Annotated in this window: 15 protein-coding genes; 3 read left to right on the top strand and 12 right to left on the bottom strand. The window is 40.1% G+C overall.

Features of this window, described 5'->3' with window-relative positions; translation table 11 throughout:
• The 6 genes from ACQKCG_RS07105 to ACQKCG_RS07080 all read right to left on the bottom strand — a co-directional run.
• The coding region (locus ACQKCG_RS07105; protein ID WP_427585345.1) for a PP2C family serine/threonine-protein phosphatase at nt 1-1,052 on the bottom strand (1,052 nt) is incomplete at its 3' end.
• A 13-nt stretch (nt 1,053-1,065) separates the two neighbouring features.
• A complete protein-coding gene (locus ACQKCG_RS07100; protein ID WP_379544612.1) occupies nt 1,066-1,773 on the bottom strand; it encodes a vWA domain-containing protein in 708 nt (235 codons plus the stop codon).
• Nucleotides 1,774-2,141: 368 nt separating this feature from the next.
• Nucleotides 2,142-4,391 carry a site-specific integrase gene (locus ACQKCG_RS07095; protein WP_427585344.1) on the bottom strand — a complete coding sequence of 750 codons (2,250 nt, stop codon included), beginning with the start codon at nt 4,389-4,391 and terminating at the stop codon, nt 2,142-2,144.
• The gene (locus ACQKCG_RS07090; protein WP_427585343.1) at nt 4,339-5,262 is read right to left on the bottom strand and encodes a hypothetical protein; all 924 of its coding nucleotides are present in this window, start codon (nt 5,260-5,262) and stop codon (nt 4,339-4,341) included. The genes ACQKCG_RS07095 and ACQKCG_RS07090 overlap by 53 nt, the downstream gene beginning before the upstream one ends.
• Nucleotides 5,259-7,499: a hypothetical protein gene (locus ACQKCG_RS07085; RefSeq protein ID WP_427585341.1), complete on the bottom strand. Its 2,241-nt coding sequence runs from the start codon at nt 7,497-7,499 to the stop codon at nt 5,259-5,261. Before ACQKCG_RS07085 ends, ACQKCG_RS07090 begins: the two co-directional genes overlap by 4 nt.
• Nucleotides 7,483-8,001, bottom strand: a complete 519-nt coding sequence (locus tag ACQKCG_RS07080; protein ID WP_379544615.1) for a hypothetical protein — start codon at nt 7,999-8,001, stop codon at nt 7,483-7,485. Before ACQKCG_RS07080 ends, ACQKCG_RS07085 begins: the two co-directional genes overlap by 17 nt.
• 550 nt (nt 8,002-8,551) lie before the next feature.
• On the opposite strand from ACQKCG_RS07080, the gene ACQKCG_RS07075 reads away from it, so the two are divergent.
• The 3 genes from ACQKCG_RS07075 to ACQKCG_RS07065 all read left to right on the top strand — a co-directional run bounded on the left by ACQKCG_RS07075 (nt 8,552) and on the right by ACQKCG_RS07065 (nt 10,712).
• On the top strand, nt 8,552-9,625 hold the full coding sequence (locus tag ACQKCG_RS07075) for an HNH endonuclease (RefSeq protein ID WP_427585340.1): 1,074 nt from the start codon (nt 8,552-8,554) through the stop codon (nt 9,623-9,625).
• A gap of 23 nt (nt 9,626-9,648) precedes the next feature.
• A complete protein-coding gene (locus ACQKCG_RS07070) occupies nt 9,649-10,269 on the top strand; it encodes a class I SAM-dependent methyltransferase (RefSeq protein WP_201570193.1) in 621 nt (206 codons plus the stop codon).
• A 131-nt stretch (nt 10,270-10,400) separates the two neighbouring features.
• Nucleotides 10,401-10,712: a DUF1244 domain-containing protein gene (locus ACQKCG_RS07065; protein WP_427585339.1), complete on the top strand. Its 312-nt coding sequence runs from the start codon at nt 10,401-10,403 to the stop codon at nt 10,710-10,712.
• 75 nt (nt 10,713-10,787) lie between these two features.
• Here ACQKCG_RS07065 and ACQKCG_RS07060 read toward each other — a convergent pair whose 3' ends face one another.
• The 6 genes from ACQKCG_RS07060 to ACQKCG_RS07035 all read right to left on the bottom strand — a co-directional run bounded on the left by ACQKCG_RS07060 (nt 10,788) and on the right by ACQKCG_RS07035 (nt 18,226).
• A complete protein-coding gene (locus tag ACQKCG_RS07060) occupies nt 10,788-11,231 on the bottom strand; it encodes an SRPBCC family protein (protein WP_424510983.1) in 444 nt (147 codons plus the stop codon).
• Nucleotides 11,232-11,312: 81 nt separating this feature from the next.
• The gene (rluF, locus tag ACQKCG_RS07055; RefSeq protein ID WP_427585338.1) at nt 11,313-12,317 is read right to left on the bottom strand and encodes a 23S rRNA pseudouridine(2604) synthase RluF; all 1,005 of its coding nucleotides are present in this window, start codon (nt 12,315-12,317) and stop codon (nt 11,313-11,315) included.
• A gap of 312 nt (nt 12,318-12,629) precedes the next feature.
• Nucleotides 12,630-13,334, bottom strand: coding sequence for a hypothetical protein (locus tag ACQKCG_RS07050; protein ID WP_414559408.1), 705 nt, complete (start codon nt 13,332-13,334; stop codon nt 12,630-12,632).
• Between the two features lie 304 nt (nt 13,335-13,638).
• Nucleotides 13,639-14,763, bottom strand: coding sequence for a CaiB/BaiF CoA transferase family protein (locus tag ACQKCG_RS07045; RefSeq protein ID WP_414559409.1), 1,125 nt, complete (start codon nt 14,761-14,763; stop codon nt 13,639-13,641).
• Complete coding sequence (locus ACQKCG_RS07040) at nt 14,756-16,912, bottom strand: 3-hydroxyacyl-CoA dehydrogenase NAD-binding domain-containing protein (RefSeq protein ID WP_414559422.1); 2,157 nt, start codon at nt 16,910-16,912, stop codon at nt 14,756-14,758. Before ACQKCG_RS07040 ends, ACQKCG_RS07045 begins: the two co-directional genes overlap by 8 nt.
• A 105-nt stretch (nt 16,913-17,017) precedes the next feature.
• Nucleotides 17,018-18,226, bottom strand: a complete 1,209-nt coding sequence (locus tag ACQKCG_RS07035) for an acetyl-CoA C-acetyltransferase (protein ID WP_427585337.1) — start codon at nt 18,224-18,226, stop codon at nt 17,018-17,020.
• Nucleotides 18,227-18,266: the final 40 nt, after the last annotated feature.

Genomic DNA, 18,266 nt, shown 5'->3' with positions numbered 1-18,266 from the left:
CTTATCTCTTGTGCTACTTCTTGGCTTGTCTCTTGTGCTACTTCTTGGCTTATCTCTTGTGCTACTTCTTGGCTTGTCTCTTGTGCTACTTCTTGGCTTATCTCTTGTGCTACTTCTTGGCTTGTCTCTTGTGCTACTTCTTGGCTTGTCTCTTGTGCTACTTCTTGGCTTATCTCTTGTGCTACTTCGAGAGTATTATTATTTTTAAGTCTATTTCTATAGTAGAAAGCAATAGTAATATCGTCTCCTGAACCTTGCTCTGTATACTCTTGTAGCCAGCGCGGGATTTCTTCACAAACAGTTTCTAATCCATACTCACAAATTGTCTTATATATGCCTTCAACAGCCGAAGAAAACTCATCATCTGTAGCAAAACTATTGGGAAGACCATCAGTCGTTAAAAAAACAAAATTAGGCAGATCATCATGAGGTACTATTTTTATCTGAATGTATTTTCTAACATCTTTTTCACAAAGAGAGTGTGTATCGTTACCTATGATTGTTGAATCAGGTTGAAAAGGAATGTTAGATTTACCTGATGCTTCAATAGCATAGATATTACCGTCACCAATTTGTAAATATAATACATAATTTGGTGTAATAACTGCGAGAAGCAAAGTAGCGCCATAAGCTCTTTCAATATTCTCAGTCACCTGCTCTTCAGTATGATTTTGTTCGTCAAACAGAGTGGCTTCTGACTCTGTCAAAGTATTCTTATAAAAGTGTTGCTTTACTTCCTGCTTCCAGTAATGGATTATTCTTCCGATAATGAAGTCGCTTTGTGTTTTTAGCTCACTGACTGAAAGGTTCTTAAAAAATATTTCTTTTAATACCTTTATCGTAGATTCAACTGCAATTCTAGAGCCTTGATCACTCCTGAAGCTACGCTCACTGCCATGTCCATCAGATACAGATAGAATATGTAATATCTCATCACCAAATATTAGAAAATCACACTTACCATGATCTTGATTAGGTTTGTTTTGACGTACATGAGATGCGCCTATTTGAGACAAGGTATGAATAGGGATTTTGAGTTCGGAAGTGGACAAAGCTTGCTCCTTACTAGAAAACATCTAATGGTGAGTCAATATCGGTAACGGGTGGCGGTGGTAGTGGAACGTTTGTTTTTGAGGCTTTTTGACCTGGCGTTCTACTATCAGGAGATGAAGCAGCTTTTAATACGACAGTAGAAGCCCATCTGATGAAATCTACCAATTGTGCTGCATTTTTAGCAATTAAAGGTTTCATTTCATCATGCCCGATAAACTGTTGCAAAACGTCTGTATCGGCATCAGCACCTATAGCAATAGATAACTTAACTGCTTTTTTACCCCAAGGTAGAGCCATTATTGCATTAAGACCACTATTAAAGTCGTCAGTAGGTGATCCGTCAGATAATAAAACTAGAACTGGCGGAAGAGCTCTATCACCCATTTTCTCTGTTGCTAATTCTTCAGCTACCAACTTTAACGCTGCGCCCATTGAAGTTAGTCCCCCAACTGGTAAGTCTATCCAATCAAACTTATCAATAGATGTCGGCTGTTTAATATGCCATTTAGCGTTAGTATCAAAGCTTATAGCTCTACACAAGATTTCAGCGTTTGGATTTTCATCTGCTACGGATCGCATAGCAGGCAATGCTTCTCGAATAGCAAAATTTAATGAGCTTATTTTCTCTCCATGCATCGAACCTGAGCAGTCTGCTATCCATATAAAATGTAATGGACGAGTAGCTAGAGCTCCTCCTGGTCTTTTAATGATATCAATCATATTTTTTCCAAATCTTAATTAAATGAATTTCAAGATGATAATATTGAGAAGGCAAGGATATTTCATCGCTTTACAATATATTACAAACAGTTATTTTAGCAACATACTATGTTGCAACAAATCAACACATATAACAAGAAAAATTTGATTAATGTTCAGTTTTCAAAGTAATCTATGCTGAAGGAACTTTATAAGTAAACTTGGTAAACTAACTATTTGATGAGGAATTTGCCATGACTAAGAAAAAGCAACAATACAGTGCGAAATTTAAAGCAGAAGCTGTAAATCCTGTAGAAACTTACTTAAAAATATTTAATCAAGTAACCTGACTCCTGCTGTCAAATCCATACAACTAAACTTAAGAGCTATCAATCAGTCAAACCATCTACGATGAGCAAAAAATGCAAAACATAACTCATCAAAGCAGAAGATAATTTTGCCTTACCCTTTTTCTGTAGCGGACTAATAAGTGTTAATGAATAGCCGTTGTAAGTGTCTAAATAAATTAGGTCACCTTCGAATTCAGGCATGTCCTTTTCAAACTCTTCTATTTTTTTGAGCTTAGCTGATTTATCAACAACAGAGCGATATACATTTTTATTCTTCTCATTGAGATAAGGCTCTGACTTAAGGCAGCTGATATTAACGCGCCAATGCTTACTTGGTAGTATCTGACACATAGTACTTAAGTACTTATAGAAATTCTTTTTTTGCTTAAAAGTAAAACGAATCTCACTTTTAGAGCTATTAACCTTTTCATTAAAGACTTGAAGCATCTCTTTCACCTTACGCCGGCCTTCCTTAGCCTCATATAACTTTTCAAGATTATTAAAGCATAAGCTCACTAAGGCTTGCTCTTCATGGTAATGCAGCGGTGTTGGCGCTAGTAAAATATGGTCAGAGCGTTGTTTACGTTTTTTAGAGACCAGTTTATGGTTTAGATTGCCCTCAGTATCTTTAACTAAGTTCAATGCTCGCTCATAAATCATCAACGCATCATCGTACCTAAAGTTTAAACTACTGGCCTCACCTAGCGTTTGACCATCCTCAATGTCCCATAAAAGCTTTTCTATCATTTCACGACTATATCTACCAAACACTGCTGAATACTGCTTTTTATCAGTATCAATAGAACTATTACTTAATAGTGGTACTTTCACCTTATTAGCAAGCACTAACTTTTCACAATTAACCTTACGATTCACGTATTGTCTGATTCGATTAAGATCAACAGCGTTGTCCCTGCTCTCCAAAGCATTTTTGTTATGCTGCTTTAAGTCCATACGACTGGTGCCAATCAACTTATTAACAACGTCCAAAGGCAGGGACAATTTAGCCTGCTGCAATTGATGACTTGCGATGATATCAGCAGTATGAATATATGAGCTAAAAGTCGTGATGAGATCGGCATGACCGGCAAACTCCATTAGTGCATCCCAGTAATTTGTCGAGACGCTGCGTACCCTACCTAAAAAATGAGTTTTAATATCATAGATTTTTATCTCATCATAATCTGTGAACTGCATGACTAGCATTGGGTTACATCTAAGTATAAGCGCCATATTTGATATCGCATTATGACGAAAGCTGTGCAGAGTAATGTCGTGATAAGCAGTATTTTCTAGTATGCGTTTTAGTGGCTGCTCAATACTATAACGAGACATAACAGAGGACTGATACGCTAAAGTAAATAAGTAACGAGAAGACTGTCGCTTTTTTAAGTGAAAGAATCTTTTAAAATCTTCTAGCTCTTCTGACAAAAGTAATATTGATAAATATATTCGCCGTGTGCCGTCATCTGATTTCAAGTCTCTATGCGCGTTAGGGCGAACAATAACGTTGTATTCAGTAAAGCTTTGATTGTCATATTCGATATCTGTAACTTGTAGTCCCAAAATCTCACTGATACGCATGCCAGTACGGTATAACAGTATTGTCACAATACTAAGCGCTTGTTTATAGTACTCACTCAGCACTTGTTGCTCAGCGATACAATCAAGAATAGTATGATAAACTTTCTGAGGAATCAGGTAGCTCGACACTATTTGCGCATCACCGCCTCCTCTAATGTCGATTTCAGGCGCTTTGTTATGCTTCTTTAAAGAATCATGCAGCGAGCAAATAACTGTTTTTGTATACCCTAATTTATTTGGGTTCTTTTCTGCAATAATTTCGTTATATATATAGTGATAGTCATGTTTTGACCATTGCAAAAAGTCAGCAGTGCGTGTCCCCGCAATAAATCCATTCCCGATCTCGGACAAATACCGCTTTAAAGTATTAATTTTCCTTCCATTAATACACAGATCCAACATCCATCTAACCAATCGTTGTTGATTGGGATATAGGTTTTGGGTTAGTAGACTTACTAGCTGTGGTTGAACCTGTTTTTTATCGTTATTAAGTATCGTGCGTATCTCTTTAACTGCATCAGACCTAAACCGTTCGACTTTGACAGCATCAAGTGCGTTATCACTATTGTTACTAGTACTAGGCCCGATCATTAATTTACTAACATGCTCATCAGACAGAACCACCTTGGATGTTTTAATGCTCTGAAAATACCTAAGTAGTTGCGATGTTGATATTGATGTTTGCTTTTGCTGACCTGTTAGCACTTGGACCAGTTGAATATCCAAATACACGTCTGGCAGAGATTGCAATGTGCTGTAAATAGTTAGATTTATGGATTGATTTAACTGTGAAGTTCTCTCCAACAAACTCACCTAGCCTTTTAATAATTTGACGGTATTTAGGAAAGTCGCTTTGCGCTTGACGCTGGCGTTGTAGCTTGAGCAGCCACAAACGGCTAATATCATCTATAATTATCAGGCGTGTGTGATACACCTCATCTAAATCATTTTCTGTAGTAACAAGCTCATTGCCATAGTCGGATGATAGTAGTCTGATCGGCATGACCAGCATGTCATCAGACATCTGATAAATAGGCTTTTTTTGTTCTAGATAGTCATAAACCTCTTGGAGTATCTGCTCATCGTTATATCCTGCAAAACTAATGAGTGAGAATAAAAACCAGCTGACGCTCTCAAGTAATGAAAAGGTATTTCTCTGCTGCCACTTATCAAATGCTTGTGCAACAACATTCTGGGCTTTAGTCAGATATAAAAACTCATCAAAATCATTGATGTTTTTTGGGCGCTGTGGACGTACAGCAATGATGGGCTTTGGTAATAATGGCAGGTGTCTTTTTTTACGCGATTCATTAATGTTATCGAAAAAACGCTTGCGCTCAAATAGTGCAAATGGGATAAGATGTGATGAAACGGTCTTTTTAATGTCGTTATGAAGCGTTTCATATAAATCATAAATCTGCTCGTCTATTATCACCTCTGACGACTGATGCTTTTTAATAAAATCATTCCAAGCATGTTGGCATATCTCTTTTGTATACTGTAATACCTGCTTACGCTTATCCTGCGCTTTTTCTGAGCGCCTCAAATGACCATGTAAAGTCTTTAACTGTGTCATAAAATTACCTGCTGTAACTCCAGTTCTACTGCCAGCTGCTGATAAGGTTTTTTAGCGGCTACTATATACCCTATAGCCAGTGCTGAATTTTTTCTCCACGCTTCTTGGCCCATCATTTCATGACCAAAAATCGCCAAAATGACTGCTTCAGCTACTCCCTGCTCATGTAAAAACTTTTGTCCCACATGGCGTGTCCAATCTGGCTTAAAGCGAAAACGACTATCTAGTTCTTTAATAATAATAGCCGGCCTGAGCGCATGAAACTCGCCTTTTTTATCTATAAAATTTAGTAGCGGCCGCTGGTAATCAAAGATTTTATTCACTTCAGTGCTAATATTAGAATCTAAGCGTCCATAGCGCTTAGCAAAGCTTTCTAGATAACGTAAGAAATTTTGCATAGCTTCTGTCAAAAATGAACAAATAGGCACTAAGCGCTGACTGTTAGCGGTCGCTCGCTCCTCCTTATCAGAAATCCAAGCGATGCCTGCTTGCAAGTTTATTTGGTTTAGATAACCCGGTGCGCCTTCTACCGCTCTTATTGAAGTTAGTAAAAGAGAAATATGCCAAAGCCATAAATTGTAAAAATTGAATTTCTCTTTATAATTTGTGGTGGTTACTACCTTTTGATACAGATAGTTAATGAATAAACTGACGATCGGATAGTCAGGGCTGTTTTGACTGCCAATAGCATCATCGCTGAGTGCTACTTTGGATAAATATTCAACGACGCTGGATTTCTCTTTGTGACAGCGATCTGTAAGAATTTTAATCGCATTGTGATAGACCTCTTTCACTTTCTTAATATCGTGCGAGCTATACCAAGTATCAGCTCTTTTTCTACTGTTACGTGAGGTAATGATAGTGGCTAGTTGAGTACTACCAACTTCATAAATGATAATGGTGTACAGCGACTTTTCAATTCTACCCAAACTAATAACTGGCAGCTGTAAAGTTGCTCGTAGATCAGCAATGACCTCATTAATCAATACTGAATCCGGATAACCTTTATAGGTTAAAAAGACGCCCAATGCCTCAGGTATTGGTAGCTTGAACTGTGTCAATCGGTTAGCAATAACTGACTCTATTCCTGTCGTTCTAATGCGTAGTGGCGTGATATCTAGATTAATGATAAATTCGTACTTTGCTTTACGAGCACTAATATCAATTATTTCTTTATAATTATTATTAATATCATTAGCCAATCTAGCGACTGAATGACCCGTGTATAGAGAAAGCAGCAAATAAGCTATAGCTCGTTTTTTGTCCCTATCAGCTTCACTGTCATTATAGTCAACGAACCACTGCCACAATTTAAATGCTATATTTTGAATAGCCGTTAATGGTAACTGACGGATATTGCTACTTACAAACCTTTCATTTTTATTTGCATGCGCAAATTTCGCCCGCGTCCTTCGATAAATCTGATTTGTTGAGAATTTCTCAGTTTCTTTTAGCGTTTTTTGCTCGATATAATTGAAATCAGGCCTTGGGTTATCTAATCGTTCACGATTAATATCATTACCACTCTCTGTTTTCTCAAAACTTGTGACTGATACTAGCTCATCAGTATCATCGTCCACATCCATTTGCGTCACATACTCAGTTTTTGGCTCATCAACTTTGCTCTGTTTAGTCTGTTTTCTGCCTAAGGAAGTGCGCGTTATGCTATCCCTATTGTTGAATGCAAAATCGATGGTTCTATAAATTTTGATAAATGACTTGAGAGTAAGAGCATTATTGCTTTCTAGTTTGACTCGATAACCTTCAAACCTTTCATAAGTAGTCTTTAACGTATCAGCTTGTAATGTTGTATAGCAATGCTGCCAAATACCGTGATTGCTACTTGCTTGATTCATCCATTTTCTAGCTTCAACCGTGGTCTCACCAATACGTCTAGGTAAGTCATTTTGAGCAAAATAGATTAGTAAATGGCTCAATTTAGCGACCCACAACCATTCTTTACTGGGGTTACTAGCATTAAGTTCTGGTAAGTGATAAGTACTAGCAATAAAAGCTCGAGTCAAATTTTCGGGCTTAGTTAGCTTGCCTTTGTAGGAGTTATATATTTTTTTTAAACATACTGAAGTCAAAAACTCTAATTGTTCAACCTCAATGGTGATGTCCATAAAGTCCTTTGAGACTAAGCTGGCGACAGTTAAAAAGAAGTTACTAATTTCATCGGTATAAACATCATCAGTGGGTGGTATTAACTTTTCCACATTACTTACTATCAGCATAGCGCACCTCATCAATTAACTCAGAGAACGAGGGTATTTCACTAGTACACTGATTACGCATATGTCTCACTTGATAATCATAATGATGACGCTTTAAGTTTTTTTCATTTAACACGTACTGAATAGTCAGTGCCCTCCCTAGTAAAGTACGTTGTATTGAGATGGGCATATTGTTTTTTATAGCTTCGAAAATTCTAGGATTGATAGGGTTCAAATTTCTCAACTCTTCTATCAAGTAAGACCAAGCACGTCTTTCTATTTCAGCATTAAATAGATTAACTCGTTTAATAGAAACCTTATTAGAATAAGTCAGCATACTAACTTCTCTAAACCCATCAAAAAACCAATACTGGTCATTGATATCAACAACTTCAAGAAACAATGTTTTGTTTGCAGAAAACTCACTAAACTCAGTCTCGATTAATTCGCAAAATATTTGATAAGGTTTAATAGCGCATTCATGCACTACTAACTTATCAGTTACTTTATTATTTTTAGCCATAATCGTTAATCCATATGTCAAACGCATATACAGTACAAAACCAATTATAGTCGATAGGGCAGGCACGCTATAGTATTTTGGTTGGTGTCATATTACCATACTATAGCAGTGTCCATAAATATATCTATATCATTATTATTCATAAAATTCATAAATATTTATATACATAAAAAAACCTGAAACCCTTTAAAGTAATAGACTTCAGGTTTATTAACATCAATGTTACTTTGGTCGGCGTCCTTGCCAAGGTTGGGGTCGAGAGTTCGAATCTCTTTTCCCGCTCCAGATACTTAAAAAGCCTCACTTAACAGTGAGGCTTTTTTTTGTCTAATTTTCAAGGTCTGTAGCGTTTTTCAACATGAGCTATTCAGTCTAATTGCTAAGTCTAGCTAATATATTAAAAGCTCAACAATCAGCACCGTGACCAAAACGTGACCATTTCGAACTAACCATCTAAAGCGGAAATATCATTTCAATTGTCAAAGTTATAGTACTATTAGAATGGACTATCACCACAGTCCACTCCAATTAACGACAGATTGAGCCATTCATGAACTTCATAGACGTTGAGCCCACGCTAGAAAATTACTGGCGAGCTATTATTCTGTTTGGTAGAAACACTGCTTCTTATAAATTCGCGCTTGCCAAAACTTTAATCGATGTCAGCTTAGAGAGAGATTCTGACTTGATTTCGCTCGAAGATTTAGCGCTGCCCTACGCCTTACATCTATGTGAACATCTAAAACATAGCCCTAAACAGAGCACTTTTAGTAGTAGTAAGTTTATCAATGCTTGCATTCAATTCAACCATCAACAGATTAGCGAAGATGAACTCATTCATGTCACGAATAAAGAAGGATTTAAATACGTTTTGGACGCATTTCATGTGGTCAATACTAAAGCAGTGCAAGAACGTTTTTATGATGTAATTAATGAAGAGTTTTTTGTTGACGAGCGTAAACAAAATAAAGGAATACGTCTAACAGATAACTTATTCAAATTATTTCATGTGTTTGATAATTCGGCTAAAAATCTAAATTTAGAGACAGAGTCACGTTGGAACTTGGTAGAAAAAGCGTGGGAGCTCAATATTAGTAAAGGTTTAATTTCAGTTGAATTTGACCAAGATACCAAACAATTATTTACTAAAGATAATAAACATTGCCGCATTGATATTACCAGTTCAAGAGGTGCATTAAACGGATATCAAAAGAGCAGATGCTTTTACTGCTTTACAGAAATCAGTATTGCTTCTAATGACGTGATGCTAGCAGACGTTGACCACTTCTTTCCGCATACTTTAAAAGCCCAAGTAGCAACCGCTGGTTGCTGTCGGCCAGTTAATGTCGATGGGGTTTGGAATTTAGTGCTTGCTTGCTCTAATTGCAACCGTGGTATAGATGGTAAAGCTGCTAAATTACCTAATATTGAGTTGTTGAAAAGACTACATACACGCAACGAATATTTGATTGGCAGTCACCACCCACTACGCGAAACCTTAATCAATCAAACGGGTATAAATGAGAAGACACGTCAACAGTTTTTGCAGAAGTCCTTCAACTTTTCAAAAGAACATTTGATTCATGTCTGGCAACCTAGACAACAAGGAAGTAGTCTCTTCTAATAATGAACAGCGATATATAGCCCATGATAAATCAATCAAATACCCTAGATTTTTATAATAGCAACGCAAATTCATTCTTTGAGCAAACCATTAGTGTGGATATGCATCGACTATACCAACCCTTTATAGACAACTTGCCTGTTAGACCAGTACACCAGCAAAACATACTAGATTTAGGCTGCGGCTCAGGTCGTGACAGTATTCACTTTGCTAACTTAGGCTTCAATGTTACCGCGACTGATGGCAGTCAAGAGCTTATTGAACGGGCAAAAACTCATAACAATGATATTATTGATTGGCAATGCTTAACTTTCGAGCAAGTTCCATTTCAGAAGTGGCATAAACGATTTACAAGTATTTGGGCATGTGCTTCGCTGCTTCATGTACCTTATGAAGAGCTTCCTGAATTAGTAGATAACTTACTCACCATGCTGACAGATGAAAGTAATTTTTACGCATCTTTTAAATATGGCAATAGAGACCGTATTGAGGATGGACGTTTTTTCTGCGATATGAATGAAGAACGCTGGGAAACCTTAAAGCAAAAAATCAATCATAAGTTCAAAGAAGAAACTTGGCTTACGATTGATCAAAGAGCGAATAGAGATGAAGCATGGTTTAATATTATGATTAAAAAGGTTTAAACAAATGAGCCGAAGCTATGATGAGTTTCGATGTGCACGTTTTTAATATAGAACGACATAGGTTGCGCAATATTTATGTCGTTAGTATCATGTTGGTTTAGAAGTAGCTCAACTACAATTAGGAAAATATTATGGCAAAATTAGAATCAAACATTGAGCTAGAAGCAGCGGCATTTCGTCGCTTACTAGCTCATTTAGACGAACGTAAAGATGTACAAAATGTTGAGCTAATGAACCTTGCCGACTTTTGTCGTAACTGTTTATCTAAATGGTATAAATCGGCTGGTGAAGAGCGTGGTATTGAAATCGAATACGAGGATGCGCGCGAGCTTGTTTATGGTATGCCTTATGCCGAGTGGAAAGAGAAGTATCAACAAAAAGCAACGCCAGAGCAGTTAGCGCGTTTTAACGAGATTGAAGCTGCTAAGAATAAAGCAGATTAAAACTGACGGTGATAGCTCAAATAAAATAAGCCATCACTAGAGAGTGATATCAGAAAATCCAACATTGCCGCTAGATTAGCGGCTTTCGATAGATTTGAGTATGCCACTAAACCCTATGGTTCCTTGTTTCTGCATTTGACGGTCAAATAGGCGACCGACTAATGGCAATGGTACCGTCAATCGACCCTCAGATACCCAAGTCACGTGTGTGGTGCCATCGCCCAAGTCTTTTAAATCAATGATGCCTTTATCATGTCGCATTTTGATGGGCTTAGATTTTTCGATTTGGTATTGCATATGAGTAGGACGCTCAAACGCTGTAATCCGCTCCCAGAACTTAATGGGTCCCGTTTGAATGCTACGTAAAGCCCCAACGCCATTGCGCTCTTCATTACCTTCAGCTATTAACTTAGCCACTCCCACCGCTTTAAATGAGCCGTAACTGGCATGGTCACTCAGTGCTTCAAATACTTCATCAATCGGTTTTTTGACAACGCGCTCTACTTTTATTTTAAACATAATATTATCTCATTAATACTAAAGTTATTTAGCTTACTGCTATTTCAGAAATAAATATAGCCGTCACATTGTGAAAAATTATTACCGTGAAGAGCCTCGTCCTTTTGAAGGACGCCTGCCATTGGTAGTAGGTTTACCATTGCCTCCAGATTTACCATTATTGCCTAACGGCTTACCACGACCAGTAGGACGTCCATCCCTACTTTTAGAACCTGCTGGTTTTCTAGCATCATCCTTGGCGTATTTGTTACGCCCCTTTGCTGCACCTGCTGATTTTGTAGATGGTTTTGACTTTGACGAAGCATCAGCACGAGGTTTCTTTCGTGGCGCATTGCGAGATTTCTTGTTTGAGTGATTATCTTGCGAAGAGGAATCTTCTACAGATTTAAGTAACACAGACAGCTCTTTTGGGGTTAAGTCTCGCCAGTCACCAACAGGAAGACCCTTGAGACTTACATTCATAATCCGCGTACGTTCAAGCTTGACGACTTCGTAGCCAAAGTGCTCACACATACGGCGAACTTGACGGTTCAAACCTTGTACGAGAGTGATGTTAAATACATTAGGAGCTACTTTAGTCACTGGGCATTTTTTGGTCATCTTGCCAAGCATCGGCACACCGCCCGCCAAACCTTCGATAACACTATCTGTTAACGGCTTATTTACTGTAACTAGATATTCTTTCTCGTGATTATTGCCAGCACGTAGTACCTTATTGACCAAATCACCGTTATTAGTCAAAAAGATCAAACCTTGAGAATCTTTGTCCAAACGACCAATCGGAAAAATACGTAAACTATGTCGTACAAAATCGACAATATTATTTTTCTCAGAGCTTTCCGTGGTGCTCACAATGCCCACTGGCTTATTCAACGCAATAAAAATAAAATCATCAGGCTCTCGTGGCTCAATAAGCTGCCCGTTGACTTTTACTGCATCACCAGCGTCTACCTGATCACCTACCGACGCACGTTTGCCATTGATGTATACATTACCTTGTTCAATAAAGCGGTCAGCGTCTCGCCTAGAGCAAATACCACTTTCGCTGATGTATTTATTTAAACGAGTCGAGGAAGCGTTGAACATAAAGCACCGTTTTACCTGATAAGAAGCGTTTTTTGCTAAGAAAAAAGCCTAAATTGAATGGATCAACAATAACGAAATAGCTCACATTATATAGGAAATCGACTGACCCTTTGAGGGGAGATGGATAAAAACCTAGAAATGTATAGCGTCATGTAATTTTGAATGATGACGAAAGAACTTATTTATGAGGTTGTGAGTTTAAAAAGCCTCACCATTCATCATACGAGCAGTGAGGCTTTTTTCTAGTTTTTCAGCTATATAATTTTTCAAATCTGTTCTTTTGCTGATCACTCTACTAACTTATCTTACTCACTATTCAGCATCATCCAACAGTTTATTAAGCTCGTCCACCATTAGATCGTCAATGATACTGCCTTCTACATAGCTGATTATCTCATCCACAGTCGTCAGATCCATTTCACTAATACCTAAACTGGCCAGTTGCGCATTAATAGACTCTAAGCTGTCATTATCTTCAGCGTCATCTAATAAATCCTCTTCAAATCTACCTCTGACAAACCAATACATTTTTTCTAGTACGGTTTCTTTTTTGGTCAAAGTAGAATAACCATCGCCATAAATAAATAGATTGAAATGATAAGGTATTTCTACATCGTTGATGAAAAATGTACGTTGACATTCTAATGTATAGGCTTGAATTTCTTCGTTTTCAGTGCTTTCATCACTTTTATTCTCTTCATCATATTCAATCACTTCTTCTATCAACTCACCTAATATTTGATAGTCGCCGACTTTGATTTTATGATTATAAATGATAGCAGAGTCTGCGATTGCATCAAAAATAATGGCACTGACATCTAAGGTATGGTTGTCGATATCATAGAATGCTTTTAACGCTGGCAAAAACTCGGTCAGCTCTTCTTCTGGCACTTGAATGAGAAACTGCTGCTCGTATATTTTAATCATATCTTCAGGAGCATAAGTATTAGCAGTATTGGTCTCGTTTCTACCTGTTGGCTGCAAAGGTAAAAAATTATACGGGTTATGTTTGGTCATTCAGAACTGCCTTTTTGCTTAAGTTAAATTTATTAAATGTCTGTGTTGATCAATCTCTAAGAGCCTTTGAACGTGCTACTATTTTTTTAGTACCGTAAGACTTTAGGATTTATAGGCGTATTGTCTCTTATTCAGGCAATTTTAGATAGACAGTTATAAATATACAAGTTCAATCACTCTGGTTTAGACAGGCAGTCAGAATAATACAGGCTAAAAAGACGATGCTAGCCAGCAGCGGATTGGTATCGTCTTCAAGGGCTAATCTAACTTTCACTTGTCTCTAGAACTATTGACATACCAATTATTAATTCACTTGCTGCCACCCTGACGTCGCATGATGTTCATCTTGATGCGCAAACAAAGGGTGAGCCTTGGCTTCATGCAAACTCAACACAGGAGTCACACAGATGTCTGTTGCTGCAAATACACATTGCCAATGCTCAAGCGTTTGACCGGCGAACTTTTCCGCGATTGTGTTGGACGCAGCTTCACTCTCAGGTCTATTGGGCATGATACCAAGTTGCCAGTGTATTTTTTTAAGCGACGGCAGCTTCAATACCTCACATAGACCTTGCCAAAATTTCAACTCCAAGGAACCAACCGCCATATGCCGCTTATCAGCGGTTTGGTACAATCGATAGCATGGCAATGCACCGCCCAAAAAGTCATGCTGCGGCAGTAGAGTGTCGTTTAAGCCATTTCCTGAAAGGCTCTGAATTAGTTTGCCTGTGACCTTTGGCATGACCATATGATTGTACAAACTGTGCGTCATGCTAATAGCAGTGTGTCGTCCCCTGCCCGTACGCTGCGCGGCAAATACGGCAGCCAACAGTGCTATCACTGCTGTATCACTACCACCTGCCAAATCCGCAAACTGGATATTAGGCATGGCCTGCTCACCCTGCGCTGTTTTTAGCTGGTCAAGCACACCACTCATAGCCATAAAGTTAATATCGTGACCTGCCTTATTGGCCCAGTCATGATTCACTTGAGAGCCATCTTCTGAGTCAGCATCTTCTGTTGAATGACAATCTGCTACGCCATAGCCAGTGATTGACACTATTACTAGTTTTGGGTTGATGACATGCAAGGTCTTAGCATCTAGTCCCATTTCTGCCAAGACACCTGGGCGAAAGCTATCTAGCATCACATCAGCCTTTTTCAGATGTGCTTTTATCGCCTCAATCGCTTTGGGATCATGAAAGTCATGCTTTTCGGTCATCTTACCGTGGTTTAGAGCTGCGAAGAGCTCACCAAATACTCGAGCAGGGTCACCCTGTTTGGGTTCGATTTTAAGGACGTCTGCGCCCAAGTCCGCAAGCAAACGCGTAGCAAAAGGCCCAGGTAGATTACGAGTCAGATCGATCACTCGTAACCCTTGTAGACAGTCTGCCATTTGATCATGATTTGATAAATGCATGTCAGTCATCGGAGAACGCCTCGCCTTTGGCTGCCATATCTAGCAAGATTTGAGCAGGCTCAAAACGCTCACCATATTTCGCAGCCAGCTCACGGCTACGCTCAACAAACGCACTCACGCCCATTGCATTGATAAACTGTAGCGTGCCCCCGTGCTGCGGAGCAAATCCCCAACCAAAGATAGAACCTATATTGGTATCGGCAACTGAGCGCACGACATTTTCCTCATAGCATTTGGCAGATTCATTGGCTTGAATAAACATTAGCCGATCAACCAAATCTTGCTGCGACGGTTGCTCTGATTTTGGCGGATATAGATTTATCAGCTCAGGCCATAGATGCTTATCACCCTCTGTTGGATAGTCATAGAAGCCTTTGCCGTTTTTCTTACCTTCGCGCCCATGGTCATTGACCAGCGTCTTTAGTATCTCGTAAGAAGGGCGCACAGCAACGGACTTGCCTTCGGCTGCCATATCTACCTGCTGCTGCTCGCTGACGTGTAATGCTAAGCTCAATGACACCTCATCTTGCAATGCTAAGGGCGGCATCGGCATACCTGTTTTCATACCGGCAACTTCGATGCTACGCGGATGCACACCCTCTCCTAGCATCGCAATGCCCTCTGATACATAAGTGCCAAATACTCTGGAGGTATAAAAGCCATGACTATCATTGACGACGATAGGCGTTTTGCCTATTTGCACAACATAGTCAAAAGCTTTGGCCAACGTTGCATCGTCGGTTTGCTTGCCCATGATAATCTCAACGAGCGGCATCTTATCTACGGGAGAGAAAAAATGCAGACCGATAAATTGGTTTGGGCGCGTGCTGGCTTTTGCCAGCCCAGTAATCGGTAGTGTTGAGGTATTAGACGCATAGACGGCCTTGTTTGAAATCACTGCTTCACTCTGCTGGGTACATTTGGCTTTGATTTCTCGATTTTCGAACACCGCTTCGATGATGAGATCACAATTAGCTAAATCATCGTAAGAGACGGTTGGCGTGATGCGTTCTAGGAGAGCTTGTTTTTTCTCTCCGGTAGCGCGCTGTCGGCTGATGGCTTTATCCAAAATATTAGCAGAGTACGCTTTGCCTTTTTCAGCATTGGTAATCTCTGTGTCCAATAGCACGACGTCTATCCCTGCCTTGGCAGTGACATAAGCGATGCCTGCGCCCATCATACCAGCCCCTAAGATACCGACTTTTTTGGTTTGGGTCTGCTCAAATCCTTGAGGCCGAGACTGACCTTTTTTGATGCTATTCAGCTGCGTCCATAAGGTGTTGATCATGTTTTTAGATTCATTGGACAGTACGCAAGCTGCAAAATAACGCGACTCGATCTCAAGCCCTGTATCGATGTCTACTAAGCACCCTTCAAACACACAAGACATGATATGAGTAATCGCTGGGTAGTTGCCGTGTGACTTCTGATTAGCCATGGCTGGGGCGATAGAGAATATAGGAACCACCTTCGGATGCTTGCTATCGCCGCTAGGAATTTTAAAACCTTTTTTATCCCATGGCTGCTGCGCACTTGGATTATTTTGGATCCAGTCTTTTGCTTGCTTCAGCATGTCTGCTCGATCAGTGGCTATTGCATTAATAAGTCCAATGTCTTTTGCCGTAGATGGTCGTAATTCTTTGCCCTGAGTCATCAGCTCCAGTGCTGCTTGAATACCGACCAATCGAGGTAAGCGCTGAGTACCACCGCCGCCAGGTAGCAAGCCCAGTTTCACCTCAGGCAAACCCAGCTTGGTCTTAGGCGTGTCAATGGCAATACGATAATGACATGCTAGCGCAAGCTCTAGACCACCGCCTAATGCGCTTCCTGTCATAGCAGCGACGACAGGTTTGCCTGAGGTCTCAAGCTTACGCAAACTACCTTTTAATTCTTCAGTCAGTGCAAATGCTTGCTCGGCTGTCTTTATCTGGTTCAATTGATCAATATCTGCGCCAACCACAAAGGTTGCTTTGGCCGATGTGAGAATCAAGCCTGTGGCTGCATCATCATTGATGAAACTATCGACTATTGTGGCGAACGACTCCGTAAAGCCATCACCGATGACATTCATTTTGCGTTTGCTTTGGTCAATCGTGACGGTGACGATACCGTCGTCATCACGCTGGGCAGAGAAGTTTTCTAATTCATTAATGGCCATTACGCTATCTACTGTCTGGTTATTTGTCATCATTTTTATCCCTTAAATGATTCTTTGTATATTGCGTTTTAGTCTAATTGGTTTTCAGTCTATTTTAGAAAAAAGTTAAGCACGCTCGATAATGGTGGCAATTCCCATACCACCGCCCACACATAGCGTAATCATAGCGGTCTGTAGATCGCGTCGTTCTAGCTCATCAAGGACGGTCGTCATTAGCATCGCGCCAGTTGCTCCAAGCGGATGACCCATGGAGATTGCACCACCATTGACATTGACGATATCAAGCGAGATGCCAAAATCATCAGCGGTATTCATCGGCACAGCAGCGAAGGCTTCGTTAATTTCCCAAAGGTCTATATCAGAAGCTTGCATGCCCGCTTTATCGAGAGCTTTTTGGCAAGCTGGCGTCGGACCTGTCAGCATAATGGCAGGCTCTGAGCCAATGACTGACGCCATCGTGATTTTGGCGCGTGGTTTTAACCCTGCTTTTTGACCAGCTGCCGCGCTACCGACCAAACAGATGGCCGCACCATCGACGATGCCCGAAGAGTTGCCTGCATGATGCACGTGATTGACGGTTTCTATCGTGGTGTATCGGTCTAATATCACACTATCAAAGCCCATTTTTCCCGGCATGATAAAGGAAGGCTTTAGCCCAGCTAAGGTCTCGACATTGGTATTAGGACGGATGGTTTCGTCTTTATCCAATAGCATCATGCCATTGATATCGGTGACAGGGACGACCGATTTGTCGTAATAGCCACTCTCCCAAGCCTGTGCCGCTCGGCGATGCGACTCGGTGGCAAAGGCATCGACATCACTACGACTAAAGCCTTTGAGCGTTGCGATGGTATCCGCACCTATTCCTTGCGGTACGAAATGCGTCGCTTCATTGACTCGCGGATCCATGTACCAAGCCCCGCCATCAGAGCCCATCGGCACGCGGCTCATAGACTCCACACCGCCTGCCACTACCATGTCTTCCATACCTGACATGACTTTGGCCGCAGCTAAATTGATAGATTCTAAACCAGAGGCACAAAAACGAGATAAGGTAAGACCTGCCACACTTTGCGCCCAGCCAGCATCAATAGCAGCAATGCGGGCAATATCAGAACCTTGCTCGCCCACTGGCGTCACACAGCCAAGCACCACATCGTCGACCAAACTGGTATCCAAGTTGTGACGCTGTTGCATCTCTTTTAATAAGATGCGTGTCAGCCAAATCGGTGATGCCTGATACAAGGAGCCGTCCTTTTTTCCTTTGCCACGTGGCGTGCGGATCGCATCATAAATATATGCAGTCTCAGTCATAAAAAATCCTTTTTTTATTTTGTAAATAAACAATAATTAT

Source organism: Psychrobacter sp. NPDC078929, assembly GCF_050267985.1.
Classification (GTDB): Bacteria; Pseudomonadota; Gammaproteobacteria; order Pseudomonadales; family Moraxellaceae; genus Psychrobacter.
This window is presented reverse-complemented; position numbering and strand designations above follow the sequence as displayed.

Bases quoted from the DNA above. Each gene is read 5' to 3' on its own strand.
- ACQKCG_RS07100 (WP_379544612.1), bottom strand. From the start codon at position 1,773: ATGATTGATATCATTAAAAGACCAGGAGGAGCTCTAGCTACTCGTCCA.
- ACQKCG_RS07090 (WP_427585343.1), bottom strand. From the start codon at position 5,262: ATGACACAGTTAAAGACTTTACATGGTCATTTGAGGCGCTCAGAAAAA.
- ACQKCG_RS07085 (WP_427585341.1), bottom strand. From the start codon at position 7,499: ATGCTGATAGTAAGTAATGTGGAAAAGTTAATACCACCCACTGATGAT.
- ACQKCG_RS07080 (WP_379544615.1), bottom strand. From the start codon at position 8,001: ATGGCTAAAAATAATAAAGTAACTGATAAGTTAGTAGTGCATGAATGC.
- ACQKCG_RS07075 (WP_427585340.1), top strand. From the start codon at position 8,552: ATGAACTTCATAGACGTTGAGCCCACGCTAGAAAATTACTGGCGAGCT.
- ACQKCG_RS07070 (WP_201570193.1), top strand. From the start codon at position 9,649: ATGATAAATCAATCAAATACCCTAGATTTTTATAATAGCAACGCAAAT.
- ACQKCG_RS07065 (WP_427585339.1), top strand. From the start codon at position 10,401: ATGGCAAAATTAGAATCAAACATTGAGCTAGAAGCAGCGGCATTTCGT.
- ACQKCG_RS07060 (WP_424510983.1), bottom strand. From the start codon at position 11,231: ATGTTTAAAATAAAAGTAGAGCGCGTTGTCAAAAAACCGATTGATGAA.
- rluF (WP_427585338.1), bottom strand. From the start codon at position 12,317: ATGTTCAACGCTTCCTCGACTCGTTTAAATAAATACATCAGCGAAAGT.
- ACQKCG_RS07050 (WP_414559408.1), bottom strand. From the start codon at position 13,334: ATGACCAAACATAACCCGTATAATTTTTTACCTTTGCAGCCAACAGGT.
- ACQKCG_RS07045 (WP_414559409.1), bottom strand. From the start codon at position 14,763: ATGACTGACATGCATTTATCAAATCATGATCAAATGGCAGACTGTCTA.
- ACQKCG_RS07040 (WP_414559422.1), bottom strand. From the start codon at position 16,912: ATGGCCATTAATGAATTAGAAAACTTCTCTGCCCAGCGTGATGACGAC.
- ACQKCG_RS07035 (WP_427585337.1), bottom strand. From the start codon at position 18,226: ATGACTGAGACTGCATATATTTATGATGCGATCCGCACGCCACGTGGC.